Genomic DNA, 20,679 nt, shown 5'->3' with positions numbered 1-20,679 from the left:
TCTTTCTCATATAAGAAAGAGGATTTTATTATTTATTCAAACCCAACCGTCATCGTCTCTGGATTTGAGCCGACGCGTTCGTTATTGTTTAATGCATCGATTTTTTCCATGTCTTCTTTGGAAAGCTCGAAGTCAAAGATGTCTGCATTTTGTTTAATGCGTTCTTCATTGATTGATTTTGGAATTGTCACGACACCGCTTTGCAGATCCCAGCGCAAGATGACTTGAGCAACAGATTTGTTGTAGCGTGCAGCAATGTCTTTCAATACGTCATGATCTAATAGCTTCCCTTGCATCAGCGGAGACCATGCCTCAATCTGAATGCCTTTTTCCTTTGCATATTGACGCAGTTCAACAAGTGTCAGTTTCGGATGAAATTCAACTTGGTTCACAGCTGGAACAACCTCAGCATCTTTTAACAGCTCTTCTAAATGCTGAATGTAGAAGTTGCTGACTCCAATGGCTCTGACTTTCCCATCTTTATAAAGCTTCTCAAGTGCACGCCATGTGTCTTTAAATGTATCTGCATTTGGTCCAGGCCAATGAATCAAATAGAGGTCTAAGTAATCAAGACCTAATCGGTTTAAGCTTGCGTCAAACGCTTCAAGCGCTTTTTCATAGCCTTGATCTGTGTTCCATACTTTAGATGTGATAAATAAGTCTTCTCGTTTCACGCCAGATTCTTTAATCGCTTTTCCTACGCCTGTCTCATTTTTATAAACAGCTGCCGTATCAATGCTGCGATATCCGTTTAGTATGGCTGCTTTTACGGCATCTACCACTTGATTGCCGTCCTCCACTTTGAATACACCTAAACCAAACCAAGGCATTTCGACTCCGTTATTCAATGTTACGGTATCATTCAAGCTTTTGACCATTTTAACAACCACCTTTTTTATAGATTCCATCTCTTTCATTATCTCATGTTGTGTTTCAAAACTCTATTATCAGGCGTTTCTCTTCGCTTCGACGGCTAAGAGCAGTGCACCTGTCATGCCAGCCTTGTCCTCAAGCCCGGGGGAGACAATGTATGTATCAAGCGGCGGCAGATCCACATAATCATTGACATAAGCAGCCAGCTTCTCTCGAATGAGTGGGAATAGCTGCTTTTGCTTCATGACGCCTCCGCCCATGATGATGCGCTCTGGGCTTAAAATGAGTGAGTACTGCATAAGCGCCTGCGCTAAATAATCCGCTTCAAGTGCCCAAACCGCTTCTTCCTGCGTAAGCTCTTTGGCGGGTTTTCCCCACCTTTTCTCAATCGCTGGTCCAGCTGCCAGCCCTTCTAAGCAATTTCCATGTGCCGGACAGACACCTGCAAACGGATCTGATTCATCCTGTCTGATAAGGATATGTCCCATCTCAGGATGTGAATGGCCGTGTAGAAGCTCATTTTTCACGACAGCTCCCGCACCAATGCCTGTACCGACCGTGATATACAAACAGCTGCTTAGCCCTTTGGCTGCCCCTTTTGTTAATTCACCTAGTGCTGCGGCATTGACATCTGTTGTAAAGGATACTGGAACACCTAATTGCTTCTCAAGCTCAGGAATGAACGGATAATGCTTCCACTCCACTTTCGGCGTGTTCATGATATAACCGTATGAAGGATCATCCTTTTGAACACAAATGGGTCCAAAGGAGCCAACCCCTAATGCTAAAATGTCATGCTGCTTAAAAAATGGAATAAGCTGCTGTATTGTTTTCTCTGGGTGCTCTGTTGGAATCGTCATTTCCTCTAAGATGTCTCCACGCTCATTGCCGATTGCACAACAAAATTTTGTACCTCCAGCTTCAATTGCTCCATAATAGGCCATCATTGATCTCCCCTCTGTTCGTTCTCTTTCTTCATCATAAAACACGAGGGAGAAGATGACAACATCACGTATTGGTGAGCAGAACAGCTTCCATGTCATTGATATACTCCCTTAAATGATGGGCAATATCACGGTTGATCTCACCATCTTCATATAAGGTTTGAATTTCATTTCGAATCGACTGTACAGCTTGGAAGTTAAGCTCTTTTTTCTTCCGATCAAATGAACGGTCTTTTTGCTGGAAGAAGCTTGGACCGTGTTCACAGCGGTAAATCACTTGATTGTAAAAACCAATCACTTGGTGGCACGTTTGCTGGTTTTCATCTGTCATATGCTGTTTGATCGAGTCTACCGCAGCCTCAGCCGTTTTCTTACGGATTTGTTTGTACGCGTCCTCTTTTTCTAAAATACCGCTTGAAATGTGCTGATTCGGCCGCCATAATTGTAGCCATTGAAGCAAGCGGAGAAACTTCACCTTTGAAAAACGAATTTTGAAGGAGTTTGAGTACAGCATTTCCAGCTCATGAAATCTCTCTTGTAGCTCATAGGCTTCTTCCTTGTCAATTTTCTCTTCATCAATTAATTGTTGAAGTTTCATCTGTTCTGCTTTGATGCCGTGCAGTCTGATTTTTCGCTCTTGTTTTCTCATCCCGAATTGGTATGGTTCACGCTGGATATTTCTCAGCTTCATTCGGTAATCATTGATGAGTGCAAGGGATACTTCCCTATTGTCCTCATTCATCCCTTCTTTTAACGTTTTAATAGCGCTTCTCAGCAGCTTCCGTTTCGCATGCTGAATCTTTGTATCCAAGTCCACGTCGACTTGTTTGTCTTTTTTCTCAGATAAAAGAGGCAGTAACACACTGGCTAAAATGAGTGTACATAAGATGACGCCTGCTGCGAGGAAGATAATCAAATGCCGCTCTGGAAATGGTGATCCGTCCGCGAGCGTAAATGGGATAGAGAAGGCACCGGCTAATGTCACAGCCCCGCGGACACCAGAGAATGTCATGAGCATCGAGGCGCGAAACTTCGGCTTTTTCACATTCTGCTTTTTAGTTGCACTCCATTTTCCTGCCCAGAACAGCCATACCCATAAGAACCGCAGCACCATGAGACATAGCGTAATAATTAAGATGTAGCTAATGACCTGCATGTTGTTAAAGGATTCATCTTGGAAAATAACTGTAGATACATCTGGAATCTGCAATCCAAGTATGACGAAAACAAGTCCGTTTAAAATAAATAAAATAATATTCCATGTGTTTGATGAAGCAATTTGCAGTTTGGCTAAATTCGCTTCCATTCGGTCTTGCTCAATAGCATGTGTCACACCGCCAGCCACAACGGCTAAAATTCCGGATACACCGATTTCTTCCGCTGCTAAATAAATCACAAATGGTGTAAGGATTTGCAGGATGATATGCATTGTGACATCGTCCATTCCTAAACGGCGGAGAAAATAGCGAAAACGAATGATAAAAAAGGATAGAATAAATCCAGTCAATAACCCGCCTGCTGCAATCAGTACAAAACTAAAGGATGCCTGAGCAATTGAAAATGCTCCCGTCACCGTTGCGGCAATGGCAAATTTAAAGGCGACAAGTCCTGATGCATCGTTCATCAACCCTTCGCCTTCCAGCAGTCTCATGATGCCCTTTGGCATATTCACACGGCTGGATAAAGCACTTACTGCCACCACATCTGTCGGTGATAAAATTGCTGCAAGCGCAAATGCGGCTGGAAGCGGTATGCTTGGAATCATCCAATGAATGGTATATCCCGCTACAATGACGGTCGCAAACACTAACCCAAGCGCTAAAAGAAGAATCGGTGCTCTTAATTTCCATAGCTCATCCCTTGGGGTACGCTTCCCGTCATTAAATAACAGCGGCGCAATAAATAGAACGAAGAAAAGTTCAGGATTTAAAGAAATATGTAAACCTGAAGGAAAAGCTGCCACCAATATTCCTAAGCCCACTTGAATTAACGGAACGGGAATAAAGGGGACAAAACGATTGATAATATTAGATACTGCAATGAGTGCCAGTAGTACGAGCACTGCCAAAAAAATCTCCACTAGTACATGTCCCTCCTATGTATATTTTTCGTCAAGTTTTGCTTACATGCAAAGATGTGTTCATTTCATCCATCCGTCCGCTCAGAAGTGCTTCTTTAGTATTCCGCAAAAAGTGAAACCAACACATAACAATCCATCTAGGCAAAAAAAGGCTGAATCTAGATATTCAGCCAGCTGACAAAATTTTCATCATATGTATTGTTCAAATGATGAACAAAAGACCCTGCTTTTATTTTACACGAAAACTCCATCATCTGCTGATATTCAGCTCTTATTAAACACAAAAAAAGAGCGGAATCGCCCTTTTTTCGTTTTACCCTTTATTTAAAAAATAAGATCTGGCGGGAAGACGCCATTTGAATAAGTAGGAACAAACCCTGCATACGACGAGGATGACAAACAGCAGATATAAAGCAAGCTCTCCTTGCGCTAAGCCGAGTCCGACGAATAAGCCGCCAAGGGCTGCCCATACGGCGTAAATCTCTGCTTTTAGCACAAGCGGCTTCCGCCCTGCTAATAAATCACGCACAATTCCGCCGCCGCTTCCAGTCAAAATGGCTGCCACAATAACTGCACTGAGCGGGAGTTCTCTTTGCACAGCAAATAATGCGCCTTGAATCGCAAACGCTGCTAAACCGATCGCATCTGAGAAATTCCCCCATGTGCTCCAATGCTTGAGCAAAAGCTTTGGAAAAAGAAACACAATCGTAATGGATACAAGGGCAATCGTAAACATTTTGCCCTGTGACCATAAAGCAGACACCGGCAGACCAATTAATAGATTCCGAATCGCTCCACCGCCAAATGCTGTCACAATCCCTAAAATGTACACACCAAGAATATCGTACTCTTCCTCCATTGCCACAATCGCGCCACTAATAGCGAATGCGACAATGCCAATGATACTTAAGACTTCCCATGCCATTTTCCGCTTATCTCCTTACCTTTATCTGATCATCTAACACTACTCCCTTAATGTATATCTGACACAGGTGAAAAGCAATACAAATTTTCTTTAAATTTTATCTTTTTGCAAAAATAAAAAATAACCCGCTTATAAGCAGGCTATCTCTTTCAATCTTCTTTTGCATTTAACAGCAGCATACTAATGATGATGAGAATAAATGCAATAAGGGCTAGCAGTGGAATGGTGATAAAACCAAACCAGTTCAAATAATCAACGGAACAAGGAATACCGCTCAGGCAAGGGCGAATCGATGCAAAGCCAGGTATCTTTTGTTCCATATAATGATAGATAGAAAAACAAGCGCCAATCACAGCCAAAGGCAGAACGTAATATTTCACTTTCACATCGCCTCTGAATGTCGCAATTCCAAGTAAAAGCACGAGCGGGTACATGAAAATGCGCTGAAACCAGCACATATCGCATGGGATAAACTTCTTTACTTCACTTAAATACAGGCTGCTCATCGTCGCAACGATAGAAACGATCCAAGCACTGTATAAGTAAACAAGCTTATTCTTCATGATTTTTTCCCTTTGAGCTCTTGATCAATTAATTCTTTGATTTCATCATAGTCATAAAAGTTTTCAACTTGTTTATTGTTAATGAAAAGAGTTGGTGTTGCATTCACTTTATATTGGTTCACAAGCTGATCGTCTGTGTTCAGCTGCGGCTGATATGTTTTCTTTGATAGGTTATCTTTAAGCTTGTCCGTATCTATTTTTGTTGTCTTTTTCGCTAGCTCTGTCAGCTTAGCAGGCGTGACCCATTCTGCTTCACTATCTGGCTGTGCTTGATAGACAGCTTCATGAAATGCCCAAAAGTTTTTCGGATCTTCTTTCCACACTTCTTCAGAAGCTAGTGCTGCCAGCACTGCGCCATCTCCATGAACAGGAAGTGGCAAGTTAATAAACGAAAATGATACATCGCCTTTATCTATGTAGTCCGCTTTCAGCTTTGGGAAAATGTCTGTTTCAAATGATTTACATGATGGACATTTATAATCCCCAAACTCGACAATTTGTACGGCTGCGTTTTTATCTCCCATGACAGGCTGTCCTTTAATAGAAGGCTTACTGTCAACCGTTTGTGCTTCTTTGCTGTTGTTATTTCCAATGACGACGAATATTCCGATGAGAAGAGCTGCGATAATGGTTAAAATGACAGCAAATTTAATGGATGATGATTGATTATTTTTTTTACTCACATAAGCACCTACCTTATCTTTTTCATTCCTTCAAAAGAAAAAGGATAATAGCTTAGAATAATGCCATTATCCAACTTCTTCTATTTTAACAAGAGGGGATTCATTATGAAAGATGGTATTCATGAATTTTTCCTAACAATTTTATTTCATTACCCTCATGGCATTTAAAACAGCGAGTACAGTCACACCGACATCCGAGAAGACGGCTTCCCACATGGTCGCAATTCCAAATGCTCCGAGTAATAGGAAAACCCCTTTAACCCCAAGAGCAAAAGCAATATTCTGCCATACAATTCTTCTTGTTCGTTTAGCGACAGCGATGGCTTCTGCTACTTTTGACGGCTGGTCTGTCATAATGACGATATCAGCCGCTTCTACCGCTGCATCTGAACCAAGTCCGCCCATCGCAATTCCTATGTCTGCTCTTGCTAATACCGGTGTATCATTAATGCCGTCCCCAACAAATAATAATTTTTCTTGAGGCGCTTTTTTCTGATCAATTTCTTCTAATTTCGTTACTTTATCCTGCGGTAATAATTCGGCATGTACTTCATCAATGCCAATTTGCTGGGCGACCGCTGTTCCAACTTGCTTGGCATCACCAGTCAGCATGACTGTTTGAATGCCAGATGCTTTTAGAGCTGAGACGGCTTCAATTGCATCATCCTTTAATTCATCTGCAATCAAGATCGATCCGGCAAACTCACCGTTAATGGCCATGTACACAACCGTTCCGCTTCGTTTTTCTTTTTCATATGAAATGCCTTCTCGTTCCATCAAGCGATGATTACCCGCTAACACTTGGGAACCACTGATGGTTGCTTTAATTCCATGTCCCGCAATATCTTCATATGCTTCGATCTTGCTTTCATCAAGCGGCGAACCATATGCCGCTTTAATTGATTCAGCAATCGGATGTGAGGAGTGGGCTTCTGCTAAAGCTGCAAAAGAAAGCAGCTCTTCTTCTGACCACTTGTCGCTCGTTGTCACGATATTGGTCACTGTAAAGTTTCCTTTTGTGAGTGTGCCCGTCTTATCAAATACAGCATAGCTCACAGAGTTTAGTGCTTCTAGATAGTTACTGCCTTTTACAAGGATACCTCGTTTAGAAGCTGCCCCAATTCCCCCGAAGAACCCTAATGGGATGGACACGACAAGCGCACAAGGACAAGAAATCACAAGGAAAACGAGTGCCCGGTAAACCCAGTCAGACAATTGAGCTGATGGAATGAGAAGCGGCGGCACAAAGGCAAGCAGCAATGCCAATACTACGACAGCCGGTGTATAGTATTTTGCAAACTTTGTGATAAAGTTTTCTGTCTGTGCTTTTCGGCTGCTCGCATTTTCAACCAAATCTAAAATTTTCGTCACTGCCGATTCGCTTAGCCCTTTTTGCACTTCAATTTCAAGAATACCGTTTTGATTCACAAATCCTGCAAGAACTTCTTTCCCTGCTTCTACATCCCGCGGCACAGACTCACCTGTTAATGCAGAGGTATCCACGAGTGAAAAGCCTTCAATGACGAGACCATCAAGTGGAATTTTTTCGCCCGGTTTTACGACGATACGGTCACCGACTTTTACTTCTTCCGGCTTCACTTTTTTCGTTTCATTTCCTACTTTGAGATTCGCATATTCAGGGCGAATATTCATTAGTTCACTAATGGATCGTCTTGAACGATTCACTGCTGCTCCTTGGAACAGCTCTCCAATTTGGTAAAACAGCATCACTGCCAGTGCCTCTGGATATTGCTGAATGACAAAAGCGCCAGCTGTTGCAATGGTCATTAAGAAGTTTTCATCAAATACTTGGCCGCGCACGATATTTTTCAGCGCTTTAAAAACCACATCGCCCCCGACTAGTAAATACGCTGCGAAAAACGTAATAAATTTCAGTAAGCCATCTTCTGGTATAAAATAAGCTGCTGTTCCAATGACTGCACCGCCAATTAATTTGAGCACAATCGCTTTTAAATTTTTTGTCCCATGATCATGATCGTGGTGATGTCCTTCTTCTTTTGGTGATACACTCACATGAGGTTCGATGGACTGAACCGTTTTTTCAATACGTTTTGACATCGTTTCTTGCTTATCTGCATGTGTGACAGTTAATGTCCCTGTCGCAAAATTAACGGAACAAGCTTCAACGCCATCCATTTTGCTGACACCTGTTTCAATTTTACGTGCACAGTTTCCACAATCAAGACCGCTTAATACGTATTCATCCTTCATTTTTTTCATGTTCTCACCTTTTTTCTATATGATAAGTAACGTTCCCTGGATCGATGAAACCTATTAAAAATCAAAAACTTTATATATGAGCATATATTCATATATTGGATTACCTTTATTATATGAGGAGTTCTTGTCTTCTGTCAATCATTTCTGAAGAAATCATTGGTTTTTTGTGTTCAATTCTGTCACACGGATTTTCAATAAACCAAGCTCATGTCCCCCACCCCCCGCATAACATAAAAACGATCGTTTGCAGTTTTTCTCTTTACAAAAGAAGGACAGACGCTTAGAATAAAATAAAAGTTTCCTTAAGGAAACAAATTAGCGTTAGAGAATCATTTCATCCTTTAGTCAAAATTATTTAATGTATGCATATATCTTTAGGAAGTGCAATGATGATTGAAAGGGGCCGCAAGAGATGTCAAATGCTTTAACAATCGACCGTCTTCATGTCTCATATCACGGACAGGATGCATTAGAGAATGTCTCTCTTTCCATACAGGAAGGGACAATGACAGGAATCATCGGTCCAAATGGTGCTGGTAAATCGACGTTACTCAAGGCATGTTTGGATCTCATTGAAAAAGACCAAGGGGATATTCGTTTTTTTGAACAGCCCTTTAAACACGTCAGAAAACAGATCGCCTATGTACCGCAGAGAAATGATTTAGATTGGACGTTTCCGATTCATGTACTGGATACTGTACTACTTGGAACATATCCGAAGCTCGGACTAATCAAACGTCCAAAAAAAGAAGACCGGGCATATGCGTATCACTGTTTAGAAAAAGTCGGGATGCAGGACTTTGCCAAAAGACAAATCGGTGAGTTATCCGGCGGACAGCAGCAGCGTGTCTTCCTTGCAAGGGCACTCGCTCAAAACGCACAGCTCTTCTGTTTGGATGAACCATTTGTCGGGATTGATATGGCAAGTGAAGAAACAATGGTTCGCATTTTGAAGGAATTACGAGATGAAGGGAAAACCATTTTGATTGTCCATCATGATTTGAGTAAGGCAGATGATTATTTCAGCCATCTTGTTCTGTTAAATAAAAAGCTCATCAAAGCAGGGCCTGTACACGACATCCTTCGCCCAGAGATCATGCTGGAAGCATATGAAACACAGCTGCCATTCTTAAAATCAGCAGGAGGAGACGTGTAATGGAATTTTTAACCGGACTCTTTGAATATGCTTTTTTACAAAAAGCGCTATTTACATCCGTCATGGTAGGCATCATTTGCGGCGTTATCGGCTGCTTTATCATTTTACGCGGCATGGCCCTGATGGGAGACGCCATTTCTCACGCCGTACTGCCAGGGGTCGCCATCTCTTATATGCTTGGAATTAACTTTTTCTTCGGGGCCGTTTTAACTGGCGTGTTAACAGCGATTGGGATCGGTTATGTGAGTCAAAACAGCCGCATAAAAAATGATTCTGCCATCGGCATTGTCTTTACAGCCTTTTTCTCAATCGGAATTATTTTGATCACATTTTTGAAAAGTTCAAGTGATCTATATCATATTCTATTTGGAAACGTTCTAGCTGTTCGATCATCTGATATGTGGATTACACTGGGAATCGGTATTTTTATTTTGCTAGCCGTCATTGTTTTCTACAAGGAACTGCTCATTAGTTCATTTGATCCGGTCATTTCTTCGGTTTACGGTTTGCCGAATCGTATGATTCATTATTTTCTCATGACCTTATTGACCCTTGTGACCGTTGCATCACTGCAAACCGTTGGGATTATTCTTGTCGTTGCCATGCTGATCACGCCGGCAGCCACCGCTTATCTCTTAACGGACCGGCTATGGATCATGATTTATTTATCTGCTTTTTTCGGTGCTGTTTCTGCTGTCGTAGGTCTTGGGCTTAGTTTTACGTATAACTTGTCATCTGGCGCTTCCATCGTGCTGGTCGCGACCATTTTATTCGGCAGTGCCTTTATCTTTTCACCAAAGCAAGGCATTCTATGGAGATCATTAAAATCTAAACGAAAACGAACGCACTTAAAAAAGGAAGCGTCTATGTAAAAGGAGGACATATATGAAGAAGGTATTTGCTATCCGTTTGACCGCAGTATTCATTGCCCTTATGATCATCGCAGGCTGTTCGACCAAGCAAAGTAATTCCGGTAAAGATGACGGCACATTAAAAGTTGTCACGACCTACTCCATTCTTTATGACATTGTGAAGGAAGTAGGCGGGCAGCATGTTTCTATTCACAGCATTGTTCCCATTGGTACAGATCCACACGAATTTGACCCACTGCCAAAGGATGTTCAGTATACGACGGATGCAGACCTTGTTCTATATAATGGCTTGAACCTTGAAACAGGGAACGGCTGGTTTCAAAAGCTGCTTGAATCGAGCGGCAAGGACGGGGATGATGCACCTGTAGCCGAGCTGAGTAAAGGCGTCAAAGTGAAGCATTTGTCCTCAAAAGGCCTTGAAAGCCAGCAGGACCCTCACGCATGGCTGAATGTTGAGAATGGGATCCTTTATGCCCAAAATGCCCGAGATGCGCTTATTCAAGCGGACCCTGAACATAAAGAGGATTACGAAAAAAATGCAGAAGCCTATATCAAAAAGCTTCAAGCGCTTCACGATGAAGCAAAAGACAAGTTTGATCAGCTGCCAAAAGACAAAAAGCTCCTAGTGACGAGTGAAGGAGCATTCAAGTATTTTGCAGAGGCGTATGGTCTGAAAGCCGGTTACATTTGGGAGATCAACACAGAAAGTGAAGGAACACCTGGACAAATGAAGCGCATCATTCATTTTGTTAAAGATCATCAAGTTCCTGCTCTCTTTCTTGAAACAAGTGTTGATAAACGTAGTCTTGAAAGCCTCTCTGAGGAAACTGGGGTTCCAATCAAAGGAAAAGTCTTCACGGACTCTATTGGAAAAAAAGGTGAAGATGGAGACAGCTACTATAAGATGATGAAATGGAATATAGACACCATTTACAAAGGGCTGTCATCATAAGAAAAGACAGGTGGAGTGAATCTACCTGTCTTTTTTGTCAGCCTGTTATATTTTCTGGATGTTTTTTCGGCCAAATGACGTAGCTGATGCTAATGACAAAATCAATGGCTAGGATCATTCCCCATGTATTGACAAGCTGCATCAGCGCTTCCGTCCGTTCAGGTGCTTGGATGAGATAGGTCAAACCATATAACAGCCCCGCTCCGATGACATAAGAAATGACATGCCGCACCCAGCCGACCATTTCATACATAGACCGCTCCTTACCATACTTTGGTTTTCCCTTTGGCTTCGGGCCTCCTGCAAATCGATAGGCAAACCGGACATCTGCCCATTTCACCATTTGATGTCCAAATGCCAGACTTACACCGATATAAACAGCCGCAAGCCCGTGGATGACACTCGCCACAGCCCCTTGCCTTAAATCTATATAAGTAGCCGCAAGAAGGATGAGATCTAAAACTGGCGTACAGACAAGAAAAAAAGCACCCCACTTTTTCTGTTTAAACACATAACGAAGCGTTAAGCCCATTAGAATAAACAGCCAAAAACCAATTTCACATGCCACAATCAATAACCCGACCAATTTCCCCACATCCTTTTTAACACAATTGTATTAAATAAAAAATAACACAACTGTGTTAAAAAAACAACAGCTATGCTAAAATCAATGTATGCCAAAAATCGTCGATCACCATAAACAAAAACAAAAGGTCGCTCAAGCTGCAATGAGAGTGATTAAACAAGAGGGATTGGAAAACGCTTCTGTACGAAAAATAGCAGTCGAAGCTGGAATTTCAGCCGGCTCTATGCGTCATTATTTTTCCACACAGCAAGAGTTATTTCTCTTCTCTATGCATTTAATTCAGGAAAGAGTCAAGGAGCGGATTACAGGGCTTTCATTAAACGGTTCAACGGAGGAAAATGTCCTCACTTTATTGGAGCAGCTTCTTCCACTTGATGAAGAACGAAAATTTGAAATGGAGGTGTGGCAGGCTTTTACAGTCAAGGCGCTGACTGAACCAGATCTACAGCCGCTCAATGCAAAGATGTATGACGAGCTTTTCCAAACGGTGCAATATTGTTTAATGAAATTGAAAGAGGATGGGCTTCTGCTAACTGATATCGATCTTTTATTAGAAACTGAGCGGCTTTATGCGGTCATCAATGGGCTTGCATTGAATGGAATCGTGCAGCCCGAACGTATACCGCCTCAGCTCATACGCTCCGTACTGCAGATGCACCTGCAATCCATCACAAAAAAAGACATGTCTCCTTAATTGGAGAGCATGTCTTTTTTTAATCTTCCATAAAAATACGTTTCGCTTCGTAGTAAAGCACCTGCACAAATTTCTTCACATTGATGCGGGTGTGTTCTTCTCTTCCGCTCATCTCTTTTGTCAATTCACTCATTTTCTTTCGTACGATGGTGAAATCGAAAAATTTAGATGCGTAATTTTCAAACGTTGGATGAGAAAAATCGGTTAGCCCAAGTGATGCGATGTGCTTTAATGATTGGTTGATCGCACGTCTTACCCGTTGTTCGGCTGCCTTTGCTTCTCTTGCGATGTCTGCCGATGTGTAGGGCTCACTTAACTTATCCTCTGTAATCCCAGTGAAAATGATCTTTAAAGAAGGAAAGGAATCATGATGATCAGCATGCAGCGCTAAATACTGGTCTGTAAACAGAATCATATCTAATAAATCTTTAGACCCCTTCTCCCCCACAATACCAAGCTCCGCCAGCAAAAACTGCCCCGCCTCTGCAAGACTTTTCCCCCGCTGCTTCGTTTTCGTCTGACCGCGCTGCTGAAATTGCATGACCGATTTGAGTGAGTGCTGAATATTTTCAATTGAATGCTCTAAATGAAGACGTTCAATCATGAGATGGAGGACACTTAAGACCTCTACACGATTGATCGGCTTTGTCACATAATATTCGACGCCAAGCGTATACGCCTGTCCGATTAATTCCTTTGTTTCAACCTGTGACAGCATTAAGTATTTCCCATGAAACTCATCCTTGATCGCTCGAATCGTTTCAAGCCCGTCCCTTTCCGGCATCAATAGATCAATACATAAGATATCAATGTGCAAATCATTTAAGTAGCTGGCTGTTAACTCTGCGCCATCCTCTGCTTCCCCGGCCACAATGCCAAGCTCTTCATCTTCAATGAGCTGAGCCAGTGAAGAACGAACGGCTTCATCATCATCAACAATAAAAAATCTCATCTCCCAATCCCCTCTTTTCTACTGACTTGATCTACTGGTATCGTTAATGTGAAAATCGTTTGTTCATTTGGGATACTCTTCATCTCAACACTTCCGCCAAGCTTCTCCGCTGTATCCTTTACATAGGCAAGCCCGATACCGCTCGATGGATTCCCAGCCTGATCGTATTTTAAAGTGAAGCCCGGTTTAAAAATCACATGATGATTACGTTCTTTTATGCCAGGCCCGTTGTCGCTGATTTGAAAAATCACGTGGTTTTCTTTCTGTGAAATAGAAAGTGACACCTCTCCTTCTACAGGAATGGCTTCAACAGCGTTGGATACGATGTTATTTAACAAAGATAGAATGGTATACACGTGATAGGCGGGATGCTTTCCATCTTCATCATAATGAAAGACGATGTTTTTTTTAAGAGATTCTGCATAATTTTCATGAATGCGAATAACAAGCCCAGCGATATGAGAAGGACTCTCATAAGCCTGGAAGTTTTCCTCATGAATCAGCTTTGATAAGGCAGAAAAAATCCGCTGGTTATCCTTTTTGATTTCATGCACCTCTCCTGCAATCTGCAAGGCGGTTTTACCGAGCTTTTTCAAATCCAATGATTCCGCATCCTTTGCGTGGTGAAGGGATTGATACAATTGATAGGATGTGGCCGTAATATGCTCAGCATGTGCGAGTGTTTTATGAAAATATGTAGATTCTGTGTAAAGGTTAGACAGAAGCATCAGCAGATGTTCCTTTTCCTTTTTCATCTGACGCTCTCTCGCCTGCTCTTCATATAAGCGAATCATTGTATAACAAGCCAACACGAAAAAGCTTCTGAATATCGCCAAAACAAATAATTGAAACAGCGTCCTCACCGTTAAAATTTCATCCATCGTGCCTCGAAGTGCGATGATTTCAACAACGCTTGCGCACAGCTCCATGACGATGCCTGTTGCTCCAATCAGCCATGGCTGATCGCGGAAACGTCTGACCTTCAATAAATAAAAGAGTGTGCCATAGACAACATAATAAAGCAGGGAAGGAAATCTTAATGAAACTGCCTCTTCCAGCGGAAGATGCCCTGTCACAGCTGTATCAAGCAGCACGCGAAACGCAAAAACAGATATCCCAGCGATGATGCCGCTTGCCCATGCCGGAAATCTTTTCATTTGAAGCAGGATAAAGAAAAAGACAACGGTTCCAAAGCTGACCCGAAAGCTGTCCTCAAACGGATAAAATTTAAACTCTCCGCCAATCGGCGTCAGTACAATGAGCAGCACAATTAAATAAGGCTCTGTATTCAGCCATTTTTTCAGTAGATTCAAACGCAGTCACATCCCTAATAATTGACGATAGTATACTATGTGAGCTAAAGAAAAACAAACCTCCATGAAAAAGCGCACACCGGAACTTTGCCGGTGTGCGCTTCTCATGATGCCGCTTAATCTTCTAAACGATCCTTTTCTAAAAGTGATGCGCCAGCAATACCTGGTTTTGTCATTTCAAAAGGATTTAAGATGACATCAAGCTCTTCCTCTGTTAACACATCATTTTGCAGACAAAGCTCACGTACAGATGCGCCTGTAAGGATAGCTTCTCTTGCAATTCGTGCAGCCGCTTCATAACCAATATGCGGGTTCACCGCCGTCATGACACCGGCACTCTTTTCTACATATTCTTTTAATCTAGATTCATCTGCTTTTAGGTCACGCAAGCAGTTGTCCACGAAGGACTCGAATACATTTTTCATCATGCTGAGAGATTGAAGCAGGTTGAACACTAACACTGGTTCCATAACATTTAGTTCAAGCTGGCCAGCCTCTGATGCAAGACAGATTGTGTGATCATTCCCAATGACTTGGAAAGCCACTTGGTTCATGACCTCAGGCATAACTGGGTTAACTTTCCCTGGCATGATAGATGAACCTGGCTGTCTCGGCGGCAGGTGCAGCTCACCAAAGCCTGCTCTTGGACCTGAAGCCATCAGACGAATATCGTTCGCCATTTTGGACATGTTCATCATACATACTTTAAGTGCAGCCGATACTTCTGTATAAGCATCCGTATTTTGCGTTGCATCGACTAAGTCTTCAGCGCCAACTAACGGTAATCCGCTAATGTCAGATAGGTAGCCAACCACTTGGCGAATATATTTAGGATCTGCATTCAATCCAGTTCCGACTGCTGTTGCACCCATATTGACTTCATATAAATGCTGTCTAGACTGCTTGATACGTTTAATATCACGAGCAAGAACTTTTGCATACGCACTAAACTCTTGTCCAAGTCTGATTGGAACAGCGTCCTGAAGATGCGTGCGTCCCATTTTGATGACATGATCGAATTCCTGCGCTTTTTCGGTCATGACTTGATGCATGTTTTCCATCGTATAAAGTAGTTTTTCAATCATATTCAATGTTGAAATATGAATCGCTGTTGGGAAAACGTCGTTTGTTGACTGCGACATGTTCACATGCGTGTTTGGACTTAGCTCAGTATAAGCGCCTTTTTCCTTTCCTAGTAGTTCAAGCGCTCTGTTTGCAATGACTTCATTGGCATTCATATTCATTGAAGTGCCAGCCCCGCCTTGAATTGGATCGACAATAAATTGATTGTTCCATTTTCCTTCGATGACCTCATCTGCGGCTTGAACAATTTTTTCTCCAAGACCAGAATATAGTCGCTGTGTATCCATATTTGCAAGTGCGGCTGCCTTTTTGACAATCCCTAATGCTTTGATGAGTTCCTCATGAATACGGTAGCCTGTAATTGGAAAGTTCTCCACTGCACGTAATGTTTGAATTCCATAATATGCTTGAGTGTCTACTTCCTTTTCACCTAGAAAGTCACGTTCGATTCGAACTTGCTTGTCCTGTAGCTTCGTCATTTGAAAAGATCTCCTTTTTTACGCTGCTTTTGTTTGTTGTTTTAATTCCTCAATATACTTCTTCGATTTCTCTTGATCAAAAACTTTTTCCCACTTAGACATGACAATGGCTGCAAGTGAGTTACCAAATACGTTCACTGTTGTACGAACCATGTCAAGAAGTCGGTCGATCCCAACGATGAAGGCAAGTCCTTCAAGCGGCAGTCCCATAGCACCAAGAGTTGTGATGACAACAACGATTGATGCACCTGGTACACCAGCCATTCCTTTAGATGTCAGCATTAAAATTAATAGTAACGTAATTTGCTCATAGATTGAAAGCGGCATGCCGTACATTTGTGCAACAAATATCGCAGCAATGGATTGATAGATGGCACTTCCATCTAAGTTAAAGGTGTAGCCTGTTGGAATAACGAACGACGTGATCGCTTTCGGGCAGCCGAACTTCTCCATTTTGTCCATTAATCTAGGCAGTACAGCTTCTGAACTTGCTGTTGAGAATGCAAGAATGATTTCTTCTTTTAATACTTTAAATAGTGTAAAGACGCTTGTTCCAGCCATTTTCGCAATAATTCCAAGTACAACAATGACGAAGAATGCCATTGTACCGTAAACAACAAGTACCAGTTTACCTAGCGGGAGAAGCGCTCCGACCCCGAATTTGATCACCGTCACACTGATGAGCGCGAATACACCAAATGGTGCAAACTTCATCACTTTATTGGTCACCCAGAACATCGCTTCGAGTATCCCCTCAAAGAATCCTAATACTGGTTTTCCTTTGTCTCCTACTGCGGCAATTCCTAATCCGAATAAGACTGTAAAGAAGATGGTTGGTAATAGATCACCTTCTGCAATAGATTGGAAAACGTTTGTTGGTACAAGATGCACCAACGTTTCAGAGAAAGTCGCTTTTTCAGAAGAAGCCTTAGATGTCTCTTCATATTTAGAGATATCGCCTTTCTCCATGTTGCTCATATCAATTCCTGTACCAGGATGGAAGACGTTTGCTGCAAGCAGTCCAACTGCTAATGCAATCGTTGTCACAATCTCGAAGTAAAGAATGGTTTTTCCGCCGAGTCTTCCGATTGTTTTCATATCTCCAACACCTGCAACTGCTACAATCAATGCAGCAATAACAATTGGAAGAACGATCATTTTAATTAAATGGATAAATATATCGCCAATCGGCGTTAACACATTAATAACGGTTTCATTTTGATAAAACAGCGCTCCCACGACAACACCCAGAACAAGTGCAATGAGTATTTGAGAAGCTAACCCTAACTTTTTCATACGTGAACCCCCTTTTTTTGATAACGCTTTCTTTGTTGCTTAATCGCATCTTAACGACGAACCTACAAAAAACGACAAAAAGGAACAAAAAGAAGTGAATTTTTTATGAAAAATCTTTAAAAAGGTGGGTTTTTCCACAATATTGTAAAAAAAAGACTTCGCCAAAAGCGAAGTCCCAGCGTGTAGACAAACCCTCGCATTCTTTGTCAGGTCTGTGCGTCAGTGCTCACGAATGTCTATTCGCTCCGCGCTGGTGCTCGACCTTTCCTAGACTTCAAGGTTTTTTCTATCACGCTGAAAAGAAGACAACGTGTTAAAACAAAATCATTTTAACACGTTGTCTATATATTCTAAGACTTCGCCAAAAGCGAAGTCTTAATGATTTTGCATCTGTTCACTTGGTGAATTTTGATTTTGATAAGATTCATCATAAATCGTATATCCAATGAGCACAAGAGCAACGTAGAACAATGCACTAACGGTCCAAATCCATTTGACATTCAGCTTCATTCTGCCACTCCCTCTCTAACTGGCTTCAATCGCTGCAATCTGAGCGCATTCAGCACAACGGACACGGAACTAAAGGCCATTGCTGCTCCTGCAAGCCATGGCGCAAGGAAACCAAATGCAGCAATCGGTATCCCAATACAGTTATAGGCAAGCGCCCAAAATAGGTTTTGTTTAATGTTTCTCATTGTTTTTTTACTAAATTCCAGCGCATCTGCAATGGCATGGAGATCTCCTGTCATGAGCGTAATATCTGCTGCTTCCATGGCAACGTCTGTCCCTGTTCCCACAGCCATCCCAATATTCGCTGTTGCAAGAGCTGGGGCATCATTGATACCGTCTCCGACCATGGCGACTTTTTTTCCTTGTTCCTGAAGTGCCGCAATGTGAGCCGCTTTTTCTTCAGGAAGCACTTCAGCAATGACATGATCAATGCCCGCCTGTTTCGCAATCGCTTCTGCTGTTAGTTTATTATCACCTGTCATCATCACAACGTGAATCCCCTGCTCTTTCAGACGAGCGATGGCTTGAGGAGAGGATGATTTGATCGTATCTGCCACTGCTACAATGCCGGCGACTTCGCCGTCAATCGCAACGAGCATAGCCGTTTTTCCTTGTTCCTCCAGCGTTGTGACAGATGCTTCAACTTGATCATATTGGATATGATGTTTCTGTAATAGCTTCCGTGTGCCAATGAAAAGCTTGTGCCCAGCGGCTATTGCTTCAATTCCATGACCTGGATCTGCTTGGAAGGCTTCAATCTCGACCGCTTCATGACCTTGTTTCTTCATACCGTCTGTGATCGCTTGGGCAAGCGGGTGTTCCGACTGCTGCTCTGCCGATCCTGCTAGCTGCAGCAGCGCCTCTTCTGTCCAATCGGCATATGCCAGCACATCTGTCAGACTAGGCTCCCCTTTTGTCACAGTCCCTGTTTTATCTAACACCACCGTATCGAGTGATTGAGTCACTTCTAAATGCTCCCCGCCTTTAAACAGAATGCCTGATTCAGCCGCACGGCCGCTGCCAGCCATAATAGAGGTTGGTGTCGCAAGGCCGAGCGCACACGGACATGCGATGACAATGACGGCTATAAAGGTTTCAAGTGCTGACGTCACATTTCCTGGATCAACAAAGAAAAACCATATGAGGAATGTGAGCACAGCAATTCCTACAACAATAGGAACAAATATCCCTGATATGTGATCTGCCATTCTTTGAATCGGTGCTTTTGAGCCCTGCGCTTGTTCTACGACTCGGATAATCTGTGAAAGAGCGGTCTCTTTTCCGACTTTTGTCGCTTTTATTTTGATAAATCCATTTTTATTGATCGTTGCCCCGATGACCATATCTCCTGCTGTTTTATCAACAGGCAGACTTTCTCCTGTAATCATGGACTCATCTATTGCGGTTGTCCCTTCTATGATTTCTCCATCTACCGGCACTTTTTCCCCGGGTTTGACAAACACAAGATCATTCACTTTCACGTCAGAAATAGGCACAGTCATCTGTTTGCCATCTCGCTCGATAACCGCTTCTTTCGCCTGTAAGCCCATCAGCTTTTGAATCGCTTCTGATGATCTTCCTTTTGCTCTTGCTTCCATTAATTTTCCGAGCACGATCAACGTAATGAGGACAGCACTTGTTTCATAATAGAGGGCTGCCTCATGTGTGCCCCTAATCGCTGACTGAATGCTTTCATATAAACTATAGAAAAACGCGGCAGATGTCCCAAGTGCGACAAGAACATCCATGTTGGCACTTTTATTTCTTAAAGCCTTATAAGCCCCTACATAAAAGGGCCAGCCGACAATGAACTGCACCGGCGCTGCTAACGCCAGCTGTACCCATGGATTCATAAAAGCTTCTGGCAGCCAAATAAAGGACGTAAAAGAAAAATGGCTGACCATTGCCCAAAGTAGCGGCAGTGATAAAATCATCGAGAATAAAAAGCGTGCCGTTTGCTTTTCTATTGCAGCTTGCCGGTGATCTTTTTTTCCTTCCTCCGCTTGATCTGCATCTGGTTCTATTAAAGAATACCCAATAGACTGCACCGCATCTTTTATGTCATTTGCAGACGTTTGGCCCGGATGATATGTGACTTGAAGTGTCTCAAGGGCAAAGTTTACAGACCCGTGATCGACACCGTCCATTCGGTTAATTTTTTTCTCGATTCGGTTTGCACAAGCTGCACAGGTCATTCCCTCTATATCAAATTCTGCTTGCTCCATCACCACATCATAGCCAAGAGATTGAACTTTTCGCTTCAAATCATCTTGGGTTAACTTCTCTGTTTCATAGACGATATGGGAAGTTTCAAGCGCCAAATTCACACTGGCATTCTCCACACCTTCCAGCCTGTTCAATCCTTTTTCGATGCGGCCTGCACAGGCAGCACAGGTCATCCCCGTAATTTGAAAATCAATTTCCTTTTTCATTGATCTCACCTCTCCACATACTCCATGGGGGTATTATATTTTGAA

18 protein-coding genes are annotated in these 20,679 nt (G+C 42.5%); 4 read left to right on the top strand and 14 right to left on the bottom strand.

Annotation, left to right across the window (positions count from 1 at the left end):
- Positions 1–32: 32 nt before the first annotated feature.
- From JJ692_RS05675 to JJ692_RS05645, 7 genes are all read right to left on the bottom strand, one after another.
- The gene (locus JJ692_RS05675) at positions 33–878 is read right to left on the bottom strand and encodes an aldo/keto reductase (RefSeq protein WP_073207440.1); all 846 of its coding nucleotides are present in this window, start codon (positions 876–878) and stop codon (positions 33–35) included.
- Between the two features lie 69 nt (positions 879–947).
- The gene (locus JJ692_RS05670) at positions 948–1,817 is read right to left on the bottom strand and encodes an ROK family protein (protein ID WP_073208404.1); all 870 of its coding nucleotides are present in this window, start codon (positions 1,815–1,817) and stop codon (positions 948–950) included.
- Positions 1,818–1,881: 64 nt separating this feature from the next.
- Positions 1,882–3,897: a Na+/H+ antiporter gene (locus JJ692_RS05665; RefSeq protein WP_133744570.1), complete on the bottom strand. Its 2,016-nt coding sequence runs from the start codon at positions 3,895–3,897 to the stop codon at positions 1,882–1,884.
- A 313-nt stretch (positions 3,898–4,210) separates the two neighbouring features.
- On the bottom strand, positions 4,211–4,822 hold the full coding sequence (locus JJ692_RS05660) for a trimeric intracellular cation channel family protein (RefSeq protein ID WP_024423463.1): 612 nt from the start codon (positions 4,820–4,822) through the stop codon (positions 4,211–4,213).
- 149 nt (positions 4,823–4,971) lie between these two features.
- On the bottom strand, positions 4,972–5,385 hold the full coding sequence (locus tag JJ692_RS05655) for a disulfide oxidoreductase (RefSeq protein WP_024423464.1): 414 nt from the start codon (positions 5,383–5,385) through the stop codon (positions 4,972–4,974).
- On the bottom strand, positions 5,382–6,068 hold the full coding sequence (locus JJ692_RS05650; protein ID WP_024423465.1) for a DsbA family protein: 687 nt from the start codon (positions 6,066–6,068) through the stop codon (positions 5,382–5,384). Before JJ692_RS05650 ends, JJ692_RS05655 begins: the two co-directional genes overlap by 4 nt.
- Positions 6,069–6,209: 141 nt before the next feature.
- Complete coding sequence (locus JJ692_RS05645; protein ID WP_025094106.1) at positions 6,210–8,309, bottom strand: heavy metal translocating P-type ATPase; 2,100 nt, start codon at positions 8,307–8,309, stop codon at positions 6,210–6,212.
- Positions 8,310–8,721: 412 nt separating this feature from the next.
- Between JJ692_RS05645 and JJ692_RS05640 the strand changes: the two genes are divergently transcribed.
- The 3 genes from JJ692_RS05640 to JJ692_RS05630 are packed head-to-tail and all read left to right on the top strand — an operon-like array spanning position 8,722 to position 11,289.
- Complete coding sequence (locus JJ692_RS05640; RefSeq protein ID WP_206534315.1) at positions 8,722–9,465, top strand: metal ABC transporter ATP-binding protein; 744 nt, start codon at positions 8,722–8,724, stop codon at positions 9,463–9,465.
- Positions 9,465–10,337 (top strand): metal ABC transporter permease, encoded by an 873-nt coding sequence (locus JJ692_RS05635; RefSeq protein ID WP_024423468.1) that lies wholly within the window; start codon positions 9,465–9,467, stop codon positions 10,335–10,337. Before JJ692_RS05640 ends, JJ692_RS05635 begins: the two co-directional genes overlap by 1 nt.
- Before the next feature lie 13 nt (positions 10,338–10,350).
- The gene (locus tag JJ692_RS05630) at positions 10,351–11,289 is read left to right on the top strand and encodes a metal ABC transporter substrate-binding protein (RefSeq protein WP_206534314.1); all 939 of its coding nucleotides are present in this window, start codon (positions 10,351–10,353) and stop codon (positions 11,287–11,289) included.
- A 37-nt stretch (positions 11,290–11,326) separates the two neighbouring features.
- Here JJ692_RS05630 and JJ692_RS05625 read toward each other — a convergent pair whose 3' ends face one another.
- Positions 11,327–11,875 carry a hypothetical protein gene (locus tag JJ692_RS05625; protein WP_073207449.1) on the bottom strand — a complete coding sequence of 183 codons (549 nt, stop codon included), beginning with the start codon at positions 11,873–11,875 and terminating at the stop codon, positions 11,327–11,329.
- Between the two features lie 88 nt (positions 11,876–11,963).
- Between JJ692_RS05625 and JJ692_RS05620 the strand changes: the two genes are divergently transcribed.
- Positions 11,964–12,569 (top strand): TetR/AcrR family transcriptional regulator, encoded by a 606-nt coding sequence (locus tag JJ692_RS05620; protein ID WP_044331364.1) that lies wholly within the window; start codon positions 11,964–11,966, stop codon positions 12,567–12,569.
- A 19-nt stretch (positions 12,570–12,588) separates the two neighbouring features.
- On the opposite strand, the gene JJ692_RS05615 is transcribed toward JJ692_RS05620, so the two are convergent.
- From JJ692_RS05615 to JJ692_RS05595, 6 genes are all read right to left on the bottom strand, one after another.
- Complete coding sequence (locus JJ692_RS05615) at positions 12,589–13,521, bottom strand: response regulator (protein ID WP_034280916.1); 933 nt, start codon at positions 13,519–13,521, stop codon at positions 12,589–12,591.
- Positions 13,518–14,834, bottom strand: coding sequence for an ATP-binding protein (locus JJ692_RS05610; RefSeq protein ID WP_206534313.1), 1,317 nt, complete (start codon positions 14,832–14,834; stop codon positions 13,518–13,520). Before JJ692_RS05610 ends, JJ692_RS05615 begins: the two co-directional genes overlap by 4 nt.
- A 116-nt stretch (positions 14,835–14,950) precedes the next feature.
- Positions 14,951–16,396 (bottom strand): aspartate ammonia-lyase, encoded by a 1,446-nt coding sequence (aspA, locus tag JJ692_RS05605; protein WP_024426050.1) that lies wholly within the window; start codon positions 16,394–16,396, stop codon positions 14,951–14,953.
- An 18-nt stretch (positions 16,397–16,414) separates the two neighbouring features.
- Positions 16,415–17,692, bottom strand: a complete 1,278-nt coding sequence (locus JJ692_RS05600; RefSeq protein WP_024423473.1) for a cation:dicarboxylate symporter family transporter — start codon at positions 17,690–17,692, stop codon at positions 16,415–16,417.
- A 375-nt stretch (positions 17,693–18,067) separates the two neighbouring features.
- On the bottom strand, positions 18,068–18,202 hold the full coding sequence (locus JJ692_RS19110; RefSeq protein ID WP_257802443.1) for a hypothetical protein: 135 nt from the start codon (positions 18,200–18,202) through the stop codon (positions 18,068–18,070).
- Positions 18,199–20,634, bottom strand: coding sequence for a heavy metal translocating P-type ATPase (locus JJ692_RS05595; RefSeq protein WP_073207451.1), 2,436 nt, complete (start codon positions 20,632–20,634; stop codon positions 18,199–18,201). The genes JJ692_RS19110 and JJ692_RS05595 overlap by 4 nt, the downstream gene beginning before the upstream one ends.
- Positions 20,635–20,679: the final 45 nt, after the last annotated feature.

It is taken from the genome of Bacillus sp. 3a (assembly GCF_017161885.1).
Classification (GTDB): Bacteria; Bacillota; Bacilli; order Bacillales; family Bacillaceae; genus Bacillus; species Bacillus safensis.
Note: the sequence above shows the minus strand (reverse complement) of the source record. Positions and strands in the feature narration are given on the sequence as shown.